The sequence below is a fragment of the Flavobacterium nitratireducens genome (genome assembly GCF_029625335.1).
GTDB classification, from domain to species: Bacteria; Bacteroidota; Bacteroidia; order Flavobacteriales; family Flavobacteriaceae; genus Flavobacterium; species Flavobacterium nitratireducens.
The window spans coordinates 2,705,828-2,720,917 of record NZ_CP121111.1 but is presented as its reverse complement, the minus strand read 5'-3'; the positions used below and the strand labels follow the sequence as shown (position 1 = coordinate 2,720,917).

Annotated in this window: 14 protein-coding genes and 1 pseudogene; all 15 read right to left on the bottom strand. The window is 36.6% G+C overall.

The window, feature by feature from the left end; all coding sequences use genetic code 11:
* Nucleotides 1-373: 373 nt before the first annotated feature.
* The 15 genes and pseudogenes from P5P90_RS12805 to P5P90_RS12735 all read right to left on the bottom strand — a co-directional run bounded on the left by P5P90_RS12805 (nt 374) and on the right by P5P90_RS12735 (nt 15,037).
* A complete protein-coding gene (locus P5P90_RS12805; protein ID WP_278035040.1) occupies nt 374-2,035 on the bottom strand; it encodes an MFS transporter in 1,662 nt (553 codons plus the stop codon).
* 27 nt (nt 2,036-2,062) lie between these two features.
* Nucleotides 2,063-3,538, bottom strand: a complete 1,476-nt coding sequence (locus P5P90_RS12800) for an MFS transporter (RefSeq protein WP_140485012.1) — start codon at nt 3,536-3,538, stop codon at nt 2,063-2,065.
* Nucleotides 3,539-3,728: 190 nt separating this feature from the next.
* Entirely contained in the window at nt 3,729-4,517 is a 789-nt protein-coding gene (locus tag P5P90_RS12795) for an alginate export family protein (RefSeq protein WP_278035039.1), read from the bottom strand.
* The gene (locus P5P90_RS12790) at nt 4,501-4,992 is read right to left on the bottom strand and encodes an alginate export family protein (RefSeq protein ID WP_278035038.1); all 492 of its coding nucleotides are present in this window, start codon (nt 4,990-4,992) and stop codon (nt 4,501-4,503) included. The genes P5P90_RS12795 and P5P90_RS12790 overlap by 17 nt, the downstream gene beginning before the upstream one ends.
* Before the next feature lie 7 nt (nt 4,993-4,999).
* The gene (locus P5P90_RS12785; protein WP_422851742.1) at nt 5,000-5,602 is read right to left on the bottom strand and encodes an SCO family protein; all 603 of its coding nucleotides are present in this window, start codon (nt 5,600-5,602) and stop codon (nt 5,000-5,002) included.
* Nucleotides 5,603-5,628: 26 nt separating this feature from the next.
* Nucleotides 5,629-6,432 (bottom strand): formylglycine-generating enzyme family protein, encoded by an 804-nt coding sequence (locus P5P90_RS12780; RefSeq protein WP_422851713.1) that lies wholly within the window; start codon nt 6,430-6,432, stop codon nt 5,629-5,631.
* 26 nt (nt 6,433-6,458) lie between these two features.
* A pseudogene (locus P5P90_RS12775) lies at nt 6,459-6,782 on the bottom strand (c-type cytochrome); the annotation flags it as partial.
* 78 nt (nt 6,783-6,860) lie between these two features.
* On the bottom strand, nt 6,861-8,291 hold the full coding sequence (nirK, locus tag P5P90_RS12770; protein WP_422851741.1) for a copper-containing nitrite reductase: 1,431 nt from the start codon (nt 8,289-8,291) through the stop codon (nt 6,861-6,863).
* 205 nt (nt 8,292-8,496) lie between these two features.
* Nucleotides 8,497-8,691 carry a cytochrome C oxidase subunit IV family protein gene (locus tag P5P90_RS12765; RefSeq protein ID WP_278035035.1) on the bottom strand — a complete coding sequence of 65 codons (195 nt, stop codon included), beginning with the start codon at nt 8,689-8,691 and terminating at the stop codon, nt 8,497-8,499.
* 3 nt (nt 8,692-8,694) lie between these two features.
* Nucleotides 8,695-9,276 (bottom strand): cytochrome c oxidase subunit 3, encoded by a 582-nt coding sequence (locus tag P5P90_RS12760; protein ID WP_278035034.1) that lies wholly within the window; start codon nt 9,274-9,276, stop codon nt 8,695-8,697.
* Between the two features lie 117 nt (nt 9,277-9,393).
* Nucleotides 9,394-10,359 (bottom strand): DUF438 domain-containing protein, encoded by a 966-nt coding sequence (locus P5P90_RS12755; RefSeq protein WP_278035033.1) that lies wholly within the window; start codon nt 10,357-10,359, stop codon nt 9,394-9,396.
* 108 nt (nt 10,360-10,467) lie between these two features.
* Entirely contained in the window at nt 10,468-12,102 is a 1,635-nt protein-coding gene (locus P5P90_RS12750; RefSeq protein WP_278035032.1) for a nitric oxide reductase activation protein NorD, read from the bottom strand.
* A gap of 247 nt (nt 12,103-12,349) precedes the next feature.
* Nucleotides 12,350-13,141 (bottom strand): CbbQ/NirQ/NorQ/GpvN family protein, encoded by a 792-nt coding sequence (locus P5P90_RS12745; protein WP_278035031.1) that lies wholly within the window; start codon nt 13,139-13,141, stop codon nt 12,350-12,352.
* A gap of 115 nt (nt 13,142-13,256) precedes the next feature.
* Nucleotides 13,257-14,591 carry a cbb3-type cytochrome c oxidase subunit I gene (locus P5P90_RS12740; protein ID WP_278035030.1) on the bottom strand — a complete coding sequence of 445 codons (1,335 nt, stop codon included), beginning with the start codon at nt 14,589-14,591 and terminating at the stop codon, nt 13,257-13,259.
* Between the two features lie 11 nt (nt 14,592-14,602).
* Nucleotides 14,603-15,037 carry a c-type cytochrome gene (locus P5P90_RS12735; protein WP_278035029.1) on the bottom strand — a complete coding sequence of 145 codons (435 nt, stop codon included), beginning with the start codon at nt 15,035-15,037 and terminating at the stop codon, nt 14,603-14,605.
* Nucleotides 15,038-15,090: the final 53 nt, after the last annotated feature.

Genomic DNA, 15,090 nt, shown 5'->3' with positions numbered 1-15,090 from the left:
TAATTCATGTACAAATCACTAATTTACAACAATAATTTCAATCGAATGTCATCAAACTATTAATTTTCGATATAAAATTGTAAAAAACGTACTGCTTTATTGAATATCAACTGAGTTCCAATTATTTTTCAAATTAAGTATCCTTCAGGGCAAACGCACGAGTTTTATTTTTGCCACAAATTACACTAATTAGCACAAATAGTATTGATTCTAAAATAAATTACACAAATTTTTATCTGCCTTTGGTAGATTTGTGGAATATTATAACATCCAAATTAGTGTTATTTCGTGTAACCTGCCTGTCCGGCAGACAGGTTCGTGGCTACTTTTTTTATTTCTGGAACTGGTGCGTTTGCCATGAGTATTCCTTCATTTAACTTGGTCTCTCACATCCTTTTCGATTGTAAAACCACCAGTTAATAACAGTAGCTAATATTGTAAAAACAATAAGCCCCATGAAGAATTGTATCACAGTTCCATTGGCAGAAATGTTATTCCCTATTAATTTTGAAAAAATAAAAGGACCAAAAGCGGCAATGGCTGCTGTCCAACCAATAACACCTGCTGCCTGTCTCTGATTTTCTGAAAAGATAATTGGAAACTGTCTAAAAGTTCCGGCATTTCCAATACCAGTAAAGAAAAACATCGCTAAAATTACTCCAACAAATAACGGAAACTGATCCATACTGGTAGGAGATACTAATCCCTGAGTGATTAAAATAACAGCTCCTGCTAAAATTCCAATACCTGTAATAGTTGTCAAGATGGCTCCTCCTACTTTATCTGCAATAAATCCAAAAGCTATTCTGCTGGTAGAACCAATAAGCGGACCATAAAAAGCATACACTAACGGATCCGGAGCATTTGGAAAATCACCATATAAAAATTTTATCATCAAAGGAAAAGCTGCTGACAAACCGGCAAAAGTTCCAAAAGTCATTAGATAAGTAATTGTACAATACCAGGTATGTTTGTTTTTAAAAATATCCATCTGCTCTTTTACTGAAGCCTGCATTGGGATACTTTTTAAAAAGAACCAACTCATACATGCCAAAACTAAGAGAAAACCAATATACCAAAATGCAGCAGATTGAATATAGATACTGCTTTTATTTACCGCCTCATTTTTGGGGCTTATTTTGTTTAATATTTTTTCAGCTAACTTAGGATTTGCATTAGCTATGGCTTTCGATTTTACTTCCAAAGGCAAAGCTGCAAAAACTACTGTATTATCTGCTGATTTTACGGCAGTTGTTACTGAATCTAAAAGCGGTTTCTTTACAGTAGCCAAAATTATATTTTGCGTTTTAACGTCCAAAGCGGCAAAAACTTCTTTTTGCTTTTCAATTGTTGAGTCTGTTAAAACATTTTGTGTTTCTTTGGCATCGATACTTGTAAATACCGAAGTGGTCCCGTAAATACTAACACTCAAAATAATCGGAGTAATAAACTGAGCTAAAGAAACCCCAAAATTCCCAATACCCGCTTGGATTCCCAACGCTGTTCCTTTTAATCTTTTTGGAAAAAACAAACTAGTGCTAGGCATAAAAGATGAAAAATCTCCGCCACCAAAACCAGTGGTAATAGCCAAAAGAACAAATACCCAAAATGGAGTAGAGGTATCCATCACTGCAAACCCGATTCCAATTGCTGGAATTAATTTGAGTAAAGTTGCCACAGTCACTACATGCCTTGTTCCGAAAATAGGCAGAATAAAGGTGTGTATAATTCGTAAAAAACCCGCAGCTAATCCAGGAATAGCCACCAACCAAAAAAGCTGATCTTTAGAAAATGAAAAACCAAGTCCAGGAAGTTTCACCGCAATGACACTCATCATAAACCAGGAAGCAAATGATAAGATTAATGAAAGAGTGGTTACTGTTAATGTTTTCCAGGCAATTTTACTACCTGTTGCCGCCCAGAATGCTTCATCCTCAGGCTCCCACTTGGTCAACCACGTATTACTTTTATTGGTTTGCGTTTCGTTAGATACATTTTCAGGCTCTGATCCTATTTTTTTTAAGTAAGTATCCATAATATTATTTTTTAAAATTATTCTATTTTATTGGTTGCGCTCAATTCCTTTGGTAAACTGAGGCATCTTTTCTCTCATAATGTTAATAATGGTTCGGTGCATCCATAATAAACAGCCCACAGAAATCAGGAAAATAAATATCCAGGAACTCGTCCATAAGCCAGTTGCATTCAATAAGTATCCGAATAATATTGGCCCTATAAATCCGCCTAAACCACCTATTAAACCCACCATTCCTCCTACAACTCCCACCTCGTTAGGGAAATATTCCGGGATGTGTTTGAAAACGGCTGCCTTTCCAATTCCCCATGAAATCCCGATTAAAACTACCAATACCAAATAAATCCACATATTGGCATTAAATTTTATTTGGGTGATTCCTTCTGCCAAAAGTTCTTTCTTTTTGACTTCCTGATTTTGTTGTACTACAATTTCCTGCCATGAATTTCGAACAGGCAAAATATCCGAATCAGATGAACTAATTGTTGATTTTGCATTAACATTGTAAGTTCTTTCTCCTACTTTAATTTCAGAGGCTGAAACTTGGGTAACCACTCCATTATTAGTTGCTAAAACTCCGGGACCCGATGTAAAAACTTCCATTTTAGGAAACATCAATAAAAAACTAATGGCAATTGAAGAACCTAAAACCCAATACATAACTGCTCTTGCTCCATATTTATCAGACAAATAACCCCCAAAAGCCCTGATTACACCGGATGGCAAACTAAATAAAGTGGCAAACATTCCTCCCATTACTAAGGTTGTGTGATACACATTCATAAAATTAGGTAACAACCATTGTGAGTAAGCAACGAAACATCCAAAGACTAAGAAATAATAAGCCCCAAATCGCCAAACACGGACATTTTTTAAAGGAGCTAATAATTCGGATGTTGATCTGGCCACTGTTGCTGCTTTTTTATTTTTAGCAAAAAACACAAACAATAATCCAATTGCTACCAATACCACTCCGTAAATTACAGGAAGCATTTTCCAGCCGTTCTCCGTATCTGTTTCGGATAAAAAATTGAGTAAGCTTGGCGCAAAAAAAGTAGTGACGGCAGCACCGGCATTTCCCATTCCGAAAATCCCTAAGGCCCTCCCCTGCCATTCTTTAGGATACCAAACTGAAGTATATCCTACTCCAACAGCAAAACTGGTTCCTACCAATCCAAACAAAAAACTTAATACTGCAAATTCCCAAAATGAACCGGCAAAAGGCAATAAAAACAATGGAATAGAACAAAGTAACAACAATGTAGAGAATACTTTTTTTCCTCCGTATTTATCGGTTAAAATTCCTATTGGTAAACGAAAAACAGCTCCCGATAAAATAGGCAATCCTAACAACCATCCTACCTCAACAACTGACCAATTGAAAATTCCTCTATCTACTAAAAAAGTAACTAAAACACCATTTAAAGTCCAACAGGCAAAACTGATTGTAAATGCCAGTGTATTCAAAAATAAAATACGATGTGACTGTGATAAATTGCTCATAAATTCCCTAAATCAATTATGATGCAAAGATATAATAGTCCTTTATCTATAAATATGATAAATATCAGCAAGTTTTATATTCTTACTAAATTCAACTAACTCATATATAATTCATTTTTTAACACAAAAAAACCTCTATCAAAAGCTTAAAGCTTTCATATAGAGGTTCAATGAACAGAATTAATACAATTTATTTGGATGAAAATAGTTTTGGTTGAAATGAAATCATAAGCCAAGCCCAATTGTTAGAATTTGCTGCATCAGTTACATTTTTAAGTCTTTCTAAAGTTTCGGAAGCAAACATCTGAGAATATCCGGCTGAAACCTGAATATCTTTTTGAACAGCGTAGCCCAAGGTAAAATCAAGCTCTGTTCCTAAATAGCTTTCCTTTTTTTGATTGGAAGCATCCAAAACCGTATTGGGCGCATTGAAAATATGTGGTGTTAACGAAAATTGCCATTTTTTGGAAGCATAATTTAATTTCAAATAAGCATCCTGTAATCCCACACTATTTTGATGATTCCCAACATAGAAATAATCCATAAAACCATTAAAAGCGTGATTGGTTCCAAAAATAGGACTGAACGATTTAATTGCTAAACTGCTATCATTTTGATCTTTCCCTGATAAAAATTCATATCCCAAAGTTGCTTTAAAAGCATCAGTCAAGGCATAACCTACATTGGCTCCTGCATACCAGGCACTGACATTCTTATCGGTACTTTTTCCTGTTTGTCCGTACAAACCTAAATTGCTATCCCATTTTTTATCTTTAAAAACAAGATAAGTTCCAAAAGTTTGTTTGTAATCGACTTCTAAATTCCCAACCGATTTTTCAAATTCATAACCCGTATTCAACAATAAAAAACTGCTACTTATTTTACCAAATTGCGTATGATACCAGGCATATTGCATCGATTTATAATTAGTGGTATAAGGCGTTTTAGGAGCAACCAAATTTTCAGCATTGGCATTCATAGCGAGAACCTAAATCCAGTTGATGTTTTTCCTTATGGAAAGAAAACAAGGCGGCATCATGGCTTTGTCCTTGTTGCAACCAATCGATTTCTCCAAAAATACGCTGATTGTCATAGGAAATCACCTGACGACCAAAACGAGCAGACCAATTGGGACTAAATTCATATTGCGCCCAGGCTTCAAAAACAGCTACTCCATTTTCATCCGCTGTGGTTGTGGTAGCAACATCGCCCCAGCTTCGAATATTCTGTAAAGTCAGTTTGGCTTTTAATTTTTCCTGTTTGAAATTGAAATTCAATCGGGAACGCTGTGAGACAAATGAAGTCGCATCTTCTCCGTTTGACATCGGGCTTTTAAAACCGTTTCGGTATTCGTAACGAGGTCTTATTTGTAAATTGGCATCCAATTCCTGTGCATAAGTTCCCAGACTTAGTATTCCTGTTAATGCCAGGCCAATTATTTTTAGTGCTTTCATCGTTAATTTATTTTTGAGCTTCCTCTTTAATTTTGGCTATCGTTGCATCCGAATTAACACCCAAACCTTCTTGTTGATATGTCAGTTCTCCGTCGGCATTGAATACGCTGATAATATTGGAATGAGAAAAATCAATAGGGGATATTTTTTTATAATTTACTGCCAAAACTGCTGCAAACTCCCGGGTATTTTCTTCGGTTGAACGCAGGAAAACCCACTGATTACTATTCATTTTATTTTCGATAGCAAAAGCTTTGAGACGTTTAGGTGTGTCTGTTTCCGGGTCAATACTCACTAAAACCATTTTCACCTTGTCTTTGATACTTTCCGGTAAACGCTGCTCGATATTACGCATATCAGCAACCAAACGCGGACAAGCTGCTTTGCAAGAAGTATAAATCATCACCATGACTAAAACTTTTCCTTTCATATCTTTCATTTCGATATGCTGTCCGTTTTGATTAGTCCATTTTGAAGGAAGATTATAAATAGATAAATCAGAAATCGATTTGTCTTCTTCAGCAGCTTTTGCTTTTTGGTTACAGGATTGCAGTGCTAATGTCGCGACAAACATTCCTAGAAAAAGCATACTAAGGATTCCTTTTTTTATTTTCTGGCATTCCAATTTTGATTTCATCATCTTAAATTTTGAATGGGTTTCACTATAGCAACTTTATCTTTAGCACAACGAAATCCAAGATTTCTTGTAGTGTATCTTGCTTTCAAACTGCCTCTGAAAGCATAGCGCATAAAAGCAGCATAATTCATTAAATCGGTAGCATTTACTGAGCCGCTTCCGCAAAAGAGATTCTTATCGGTATCCTTGTCTTTTCTGGATTCACCCGAAAGAAAAATACTATTGAAATCGGCTGTCCATTCCCAAACCAGTCCGTGCATATCATAAACGCCCCAATAATTTTTGAAGGTCTGCCCTATCGGATTAGCATAGGTTTTCGGCTTTTCATACCAGGACATAATGTATTTATTAAAAGCTTCTTTGGTTCTGGCATCGATTCGTTTTTCATCAGCCATCGCCACATATTCCCATTCGTCCATTGTAGGCAAACGTTTCCCCTGACATTCACAATATTTTTTAGCAGCAAACCAGGAAACATTGGTAACCGGTGCATCATCTAAATTATTTTTTCCGTAATTAAAATCACTCTGCCAATGGGACAAATAACTTTTATCAGCAAAGATGCCTTTCATTTTAGAACGGCTGTATTCAGGATATTTTTTCAAAAAAGCCAAATATTGTGCATTGGTAACCGGATACACATCCATTTCAAAAGCAGCAATTGCAACCGGCTTTCTATCAACAGTTCCATAAAGAGGAACATAAGCTCCTCTTTTTATTGAAACCATTGGTGTTTGCTGAGCCCACAGTGATCCTCCTATTCCGAAGAGAAATGAGAATAAAACTATTTTTATCTGTATCATGGCTCAGTGTTTTTATAATGACTATTTTATTTTCTTTGGGCTTTTACCATGGCTGCTGTCACTACTGTTTTGCTATTTCCCCAACTTGAATAGACATAAGTTAGTACATCGGCAATTTGTTGATCACTTAATGCCTGAGCTGGCATGGCTCCGCTAAACTTTTTCCCGTTTACAACTATAGGTCCATTTAATCCTTTTACCACTCCTTTGATGGCCCTGTTTACATCTTTGTTAAGATAATCGGATTTAGCTAAAGGAGGAAAGGCTCCCGGAACTCCCACTCCTGTTGCCTGATGACAAGCAACACAGGTTTGCATATAAATTGATTTTCCCTTGGTGGCATTTTGGCTATAACCACATAAACCTATTCCTATCATTAGGATACTGAATACATACTTTTTCATTGGTCTTTATTATTTATTTTATTATTAATGTTCTGCTTTTAGTTTTGGTGCAGGCTTGGCTCTGATAGCTTTTACTTTAGCCGGACTCACCACTGTTTTATTGTTTCCCCAGCTATTATACACATAGGTTAAAACATCGGCTACTTGTTCATCAGTCAAATTTTGACTGGTCATTACGTTGTTGAATTTCTTGCCATTTACGGTAATTTCTCCACTCAATCCATGTAATACAGCACTAATTGCTCTATCAGGATTGGCATTCAGGAAATCGGATTTTGCTAATGGTGGAAAAGCATTCGGTACTCCTTGTCCTTCCGATTGATGACAGGCAAAACAGGTTCTTCCATACAATTCTCTACCTGATTTAATTTGTTCCGGAACACTTTTGACTACATTGGTTTTTACAATACCGTTCTCTTTTGGCATATTTTGTATCGTTCCACCTTCAGGCAAATAAATTCCTTCCTGAGTTGTGCCTGAATACACCTTTTTATTTTCATTTCCTTCTACTTTTAGCATTCCTAAAGCTCCTTTATTGAATGCCCTGAAAATAGAATGATCTACCAAGATAAAAGTTCCCGGAACATCCACTTTGAACTCGACTATGGCCGAACCTCCAGCAGGAATCAAAGTAGTTTGTACATTTTTATTAATCACATCTCCTCCTTCAATATGAACTTTATCAAAGATTTCCCCAATAACATGGAATGAAGAAACCAAGTTAGGTCCACCATTACCCATATAAAGACGCACCGTTTCGCCCACTTTGGCCGTTATGGCTTTATCGCCTGCAATTGCACCTACCTTACCATTAAAAACCACATAATCGGCTTGTTCTTTGATTGCTTTATCCATATCAAAGGGTTGTTTTCCCTGTTCTCCATAACTTCCTTTGGTATAAAAGTCTCCCTGCATCACATAGTATTCTTTATCCACCGGCGGCAAACCTCCTTCGGGCTCGACCAAAATCAAACCATACATTCCGTTTGCAATGTGCATACCAACAGGTGCCGTAGCACAGTGATACACATACAAACCGGGATTTATTGTCTTGAAGTTGAATACTTTTTCGTGTCCCGGTGCTACCAAAGAAGAAGTTGCTCCTCCTCCCGGGCCGGTCACCGCATGCAAATCGATGTTGTGCGGCATTTTGTTATCGGGATGATTTTTTAGGTGAAATTCGACTTCGTCACCCACTCTGGTTCTAATGAAACTACCCGGAACAGAACCTCCAAAAGTCCAATAGGTATATTTTACTCCATCAACCATTTCTCCTTCTTCTTCCTTAATTTCCATGTTGACTATCAATTTCATCGCCGCTCGGTCTCCCACTGGTTTAGGAACCAATGGCGGCGCCGTAAGCTCCGCTTCTTTTTGACCATCTGTTTTAATACTCTGATAATACTGAGCATCTTTGTCTTCTTTTTTGGCACAAGAAAACAAACCAAAAGCCATTGCAATTACTACAGCAATTCTCAAGCTTTGTTTCTTTAAATTTAGTTTGGGTTTCATCGTTATTTGGTGTTAAATTCCTCTTGATTTGTATTACAAATATAAAAGACAAAAACATCCTTTATCATGATATTTGTCATGTTTGCCCTTTTTATTCTGATTTATTTCATCAAAAAAATAACTAAAACTAATACTCCTAAAACCAAACTTAAACTGATTTTCCAAAAAAATTTGCCTTCTTTAATTCCATAAACTGAAAAGCAACTAACAGGAATTTAACCGAAGAAAAAAACAGAATTAAAAGGATTACACTACCCGAAAAAAGGGCTGATTTTGAAATAAAAGCAGTAATCAAAGTCAGGACAATCAATAATCCATACGTAAATGTTAGTGATTTTTTCATTTTCTAAAAGATTAAATAGAGAATCGGGAACAACAACAGCCAGATCAAATCGCACATGTGCCAGAAAGCAGCACAGGCTTCTACATCTTCAATTTGAGTATCCGAATTTTTCTTTGTCATTCCGTAATTCGTCCAGATTAAAATGACCAAACCAATAATAACATGGATAAGGTGAAATCCCGTTAACAACCAATAAAAAGTAAAAAACATATTGGTTTCCAATGAAATTCCGGACTCCATTTTATGGTAATATTCCAGACATTTCAATGCCAAAAAAAACAATCCGCCCAGCATTGTCAGTTTAAAATAGAACGATGATTTTTGAATGTTTTTCTCTTTGAACTGATGCACAGCATTGGCCATAAAAAAACCACTCGACAAGAGAAAAACGGTATTTATCGCTCCAAAAGTCGTATTCAGCTGTAATCTTGATTGATGGAAAATTTCTGCTTGTTCATTTCCGTAAAAAACAAATGCAATCATTGCCATCCCAAAAGTGATTAACTCCAGATAAATAATAATCCACATCAGAATCCCTCCCGGTGGATAATAAATGTTTTTGTAATTTATTTTTAGTGTTTCCATATACATAATTTTAGATTGCAGATTTTTAATTTTAGATTGTAAAATGAAAAAAATAAAAAGTTATACAATTACACACAGATAAATCTAAAATCTAAAATCTGAATTCTTAAGTCATACCTACTCCCAATCCAGCAGTCGTTTTTCGCCTTCAATTTTCTTTATATCAGTTATATCCTGAGACATTTCGATGACTCCTTTGTAATTTTTATCAGCATCACGAACAGCGAAATAGCGAATGTAAATCAGGCGTTCTTTATAATTAATCCAAAAAGAAGATTCGTTTTTGGTCCCTTTTCGAAATTCTTCCAGGATTCTAAGAACCGTTCCCACACTCTTCGGCGGATGGCAAAACTTCACTTCACGACCAATGATTCCGGCACTTCTTGGAAAAACGCGTTCTTCACCACGGTTGTAGAAAATCACTCTGTCGTTTTCATCCACATATGTCAAATCCAAAGGCATCGTTCTAAAAAGCAGATTCACCTGCTCTACAGTCATGTAACCTTCGTCAAAATGAGAAGTATTTTCAAGAGAGAAAGGCAGTTCTCTCTGGGTAAAATCCTGACTCGGATGAATGTATTCTTCCTGAGGAAAAGGCGCAGGATTTTGCGGTAACATCCAGCCTATTTCTTCCTCGCCGGCACGCATTTTTATCCATTCTTCTTCAGTAAGCAAGTCCAACGCATTAGGAAACAAAACGGTTTCTTCCACGTGCATCAACCTGTAAATCCCATCCACCAGAAAAGGAGTATTGACACTAATTTTTTCGAAATTTTCATTTCGAAGATAATAACGAATCAAACGAAATTGATCTCTCAAATTATCATGAAAAGACCACATTCCCTGCGAAGGACCAACCCAATTTTTCTTTTCTAAAAACGGAAAAAGCTGATTTTCTTTTCGGGCAAATCGTTTTTCAATCGTAGATAATTGATTGAAAATATTGGTGTATTTTTGAAAATCCTCTTCAGGATTGGCATTCGATAATTCTTCTAAAAGAGAATGAATCAAATCGTTTTCCTGAAAATACACCCGAATGGGGTGTCCTTCAGGAAGCTTTGTAGTATTTGTTGTTTCTGTCATTGTAATTATTTTTTACCACCCCGCCTTTCAGACACCCCTCCAGAGGAGGGGAATTTAAGCGACTTCCCCTCCTCTGGAGGGGTGCCCAACGGGTGGGGTGGATTGTAGCTATTTTTGATGTTTAATTTTTTCGTACAGCTTTACCAGAGATTGTAATAAAGCTGATGACGAAGTGAGAATCTGATAATGATTTTGCCCAAACATTTGTGGCAAATAATATTTAGCCTCGGCTTCAATTGCCAAAGCATAAGAATTGATATTTTTACTATTCAATTCCCGAAGAGCTTGTTTGACATCATTAATACCATATTTCCCTTCGTATTTATCGTAATCATTTGGTTTCCCATCTGAAATCAGAATCACCCATTTATTTTTGGTTTTTCTTTGATCTAGTCGGGCACCGGCGTGTCGCAACGCAGCTCCAATTCGGGTGTAACCGCTGGGTTCAACAGCACCAATTTTATGTTTGCCAATATTCCAATTTTCATCAAAATCCTTAACTGTCAAATAGGTCGAATAGTTTCGGGTTTTCGAATAAAAACTGTCGATAGAAAAGTCGATATTAAATTCATTCAGAATTTCTCCAAAGAGAATTGAAACCTCTTTTTCAACATCAATCACACGGTTTCCGGCCGCATAACTATCACTGGAAAGGCTGATGTCTAAAAGAATAAGAATGGATAAATCTTTCTCTTTTTTACGATTAGAAACATACACTTTCTCCGAAGGCGTTCTTTTCGAATGCAGATCGACATACAAATCGGTAATAGCATCAATATCGAATTCATCACCTTGCGTCTGACGCTTTTGCTGCTGCATTTTGTTGTTAACATTCGTCAACATTTTGCGCAGGCCTAATAAGGTAGAAGCGTTTTTAGTGATCGTTTTTTTGTAATAATCAGCATCCGTTTTTTGCTGTAATTTGGGATAGACTTTACAGAAATTTTCTTTATAAACGCCTTTGCCAAAATCCCATTCGTCATACAGCAGATGAAAACCTTTGCTGTCAGTTTCTGCGCTTTCGGATATGGAAGTATTTTCGATAAAATCAGCCTGATACACCGAATGTGCCGTATCATCCACACGAACAGTGAATTTCATATTCAATTCTTCCAGCGCATCCTGATGTTCTTCGAGTTCATCACTGCCATCAAAATCCCGCCAGACTCCATTGAATTCTTCAGCCGTTTCTACCTTTTCAAAATTATGCAGCATGACATAATCTTCCTGTTGTTTTTTATCCAATTCCACTGTTACCACTTCTTCCACTGCTGTTGCCTTCAATGTAGTTGTCGGCTGGTTTTCAAATGCTTTTTTAGTCAAATCCGAGAAATTTTCCAGCACTTTTTCAGGATTTTGTTCTGGTTCATTTTGCATCCATTTGCCATAAATCCAGGAAAAATCAGGCGCTTTCTTTTCAGTTGCTTGTTCGATAAAATGTTGCTTTAGCCGCGAATGAAAATCTTTATCAATGGCGTATTCTTCGAAAATAATTTTCAAAATCACATCGGCACTTTCGAATGCTTTTTGCTGCGAAAGCTCTAATGAAGGTTCATTTTCTTCAGAAGTCCAATTAAGATTTAATCGTTGCTGAACGCTTAAAAATAGTGTTCGAAAAAGATAAAAAGTCAGATTTTCTTCTTTCGTGGCTAATTCGGCAAAGGAAATCGGGAGAAAGAAATTATTATTTTTATAACCTCCTTCCCTTTCAGCAGGAAAAATATCGATAGCTTTTCCTGTCAATGCCCGTGCCAGAATGGTCAGTCGCGGTTTGATATCATTTAGAAAAACCGTTTTTTCTAAAATTTCGGGAGCTGTTTTTTTCTTTTTTTCAATTGCTTGAAAAACTTCCCAACTAAATATTCGTCTAATTCAAATCCCATATTTTTTAGTATTCAGTGTTCGGTTTATTAGTGATCAGTGATTTAGAATAGTCCATATTTTCGCCAGTTAACTGAACACTAAAAACCTGACCACTGACCACTCTTTTCTATATCATCAAATCACACAAATCCTTCAAAGCCTGAATGGTTTGCAAATCATCTGTCAATGGTTCGACAATTGCCACATGAACAGACAATCTTTTAGGTAATCCACTCTGAATGATTTTAGCGGCATCGACTAACAATCGGGTTGAAACCGTTTCGGTCAGTCCCAATTCAGTTAAGTTTCTGATTTTATTTCCAATCGCGACTAATTTCTTGGCGGTATCCGAATCAATTTCAGTTTCGTTTACCAAAATTTCTGCTTCAATTTTAGCTTCGGGATAATCAAAAGAAACTGCAATAAATCGCTGGCGTGTGGAAGGTTTCAACTCTTTAAAACCTCTTTGATAACCCGGATTAAAAGAAGCAACCAACATAAAATCCTCGTGTGCTTTCACCGTTTCGCCCAGTTTGTCGATAAACAATTCGCGTCGGTGATCAGTCAGAGAGTGGATTGCCACAATCACATCAGGACGGGCTTCGGCAACCTCATCGAGATAAAGGATAGAACCTTCTTTTACAGCTGTGGTTAATGGGCCGTCAAGCCAGACGGTTTCGGCTCCTTTGATAATAAATCGCCCAATTAAATCAGTCGAAGAAGTTTCTTCATGGCAACTGATGGTAATGAGTTTTTTATCCAATTGATGCGCCATGTATTCTATAAAACGAGATTTCCCCGTTCCTGTTGGGCCTTTTAATAAAATGGGAATTTTGTTTTTATAAGCATGGTTAAAAACATCCATTTCTTTGCCAACAGAATGATAATACGGTATATTTATTAAAGTATCTACTAACATATTTTTAAAAATTTTTAGAAAAAAAACCGGAATTCCCAACAAAGGTTTTCATGGAAATGCAGTAACTAAGAAACAGTTGTTAAAGTCTTCCGGTTAAAAAAAGGGATTTCGTTAGTTATTTTATTTCTAAAGCTTCATCCGTAGGACGTCCGTATTTAAAGAAATCATAAATAAACAGACTTATTCCGGTGGTAAACATGGTAGCACAAATGAGCAACACAACAAAATGAATACTGATTTCGTTTTGAACCACCATAAATTCCATTTTCATTTTGCGCTCTAAATACACCTGAGCAACACCAGCCACTCCAAAAGCAGTTGTCATTCCCAGCATTCCAACATTGGACAACCAAAATGCTACATTTCCCTGTGTACTATTGTAGCGTTTGCGTCCGGTTAAATTTGGAAGTGCATAACTGATAATTGCCAAAACAATCATCGCATAAGCTCCCCAAAAAGCGTAATGTCCGTGCATAGCCGTTACTAATGTTCCGTGTGTGTACAAATTAGTTTGAGGTAAAGTATGCGCAAAACCCAATAATCCGGCACCAATAAATGAAACAATAGATGCGCCAATAGTCCAGAATAAAGCTATTTTGTTAGGATGACTTTTTTCTCCTTTTCGATACATATTTACTGCGAACAATGCCATTGCCAGGAAAGCCAAAGGTTCTAAGGCAGAGAAAATCCCACCAACAATCAGCCAAATTTTATTCACCCCGATGTAATAATAGTGATGTCCTGTTCCTAAAACTCCTGAAAGGAAAGTCAAACCAACAATTACGTACAGCCATTTTTCGATAACCTCTCTGTCAACTCCGGTTAGTTTGATAAGCAGGAATGAAAGAATCCCTCCCATAATTAACTCCCAAACTCCTTCAACCCATAAATGAACTACCCACCAACGGAAGAAAGAATCCATTACCTGACTGTCAAACCAAATCATTCCCGGGATATAAAGTAAAGCAGCAAAGAATAAACCCATGACCAGCACTATTGCCGTAGTCGTTTTTTGTTTTCCTTTATACAGCGTTCCTATTATTAGGGATAAGAAAAGTAAAACGTTGACTACTACTAAATAATCCAGTTCTCGTGGAATCTCCAGAAATTTTCTTCCTTCCCAATGATTGAAGTGAAAACCAACAATAGCAATAACGCCAACAACGGCCAGAGAAATCAATTGTACATAAGCCCATTTTACGCTTATGAGTTCGTGCTGCGCTTCTTCGGGAATAATATAATAAGCTGCTCCCATAAAGCCCGTTAGCAACCACACCACCAGCAAATTAGTATGTACGGCACGTGCTGTATTAAACGGAATTATATCGTGTAATCCCTGAATTCCTATTCGGTCAAAGCCCATGATAAAGCCATAAACAATTTGCAGTGAGAACAAAAGCATGCACAATGAAAAAAACCAATAGGCGACTTTTTGTGATTTATATTTCATATTTGTTTTATTTAATTATTTTCTTTAGCTAATGGTGAAACCACTCGGTCAAAACCATTCAAATCAATTTTCCCAACCCATTTTAAGTAGGCAACAACGGCATCGGCGTCTTTTTCATTCATTTTATAGGCTACCATTTTTCGTCCGTTTGGTGCCCAGGGTACAGGTGACATCAGCGCTGCTTTGATATATCCTTCTCCTCTTCGTTCTACTACTTTTGTCAATTCGGGAGCATAATAACCTCCTTCTCCCATAATGGAATGGCATCCCATACAATTATTGGTTTCCCAAAGCTCCTTTCCCCGTACTACCTGTTTATCAATTTTGGTATAATTTGTTTGGTCATTTCGGGGCATGAACGAATAAACAGTCAATCCTATAAAAATTAAAAAGGTGACCAGGGTTCCTCCCAAAAAAAATGCTCTTGCTTGTGATTTTGAAAGCATAATTACTTGTTTTTGTTTGTTAATAAAATTACTCGAATTCAAATTAAGGATAA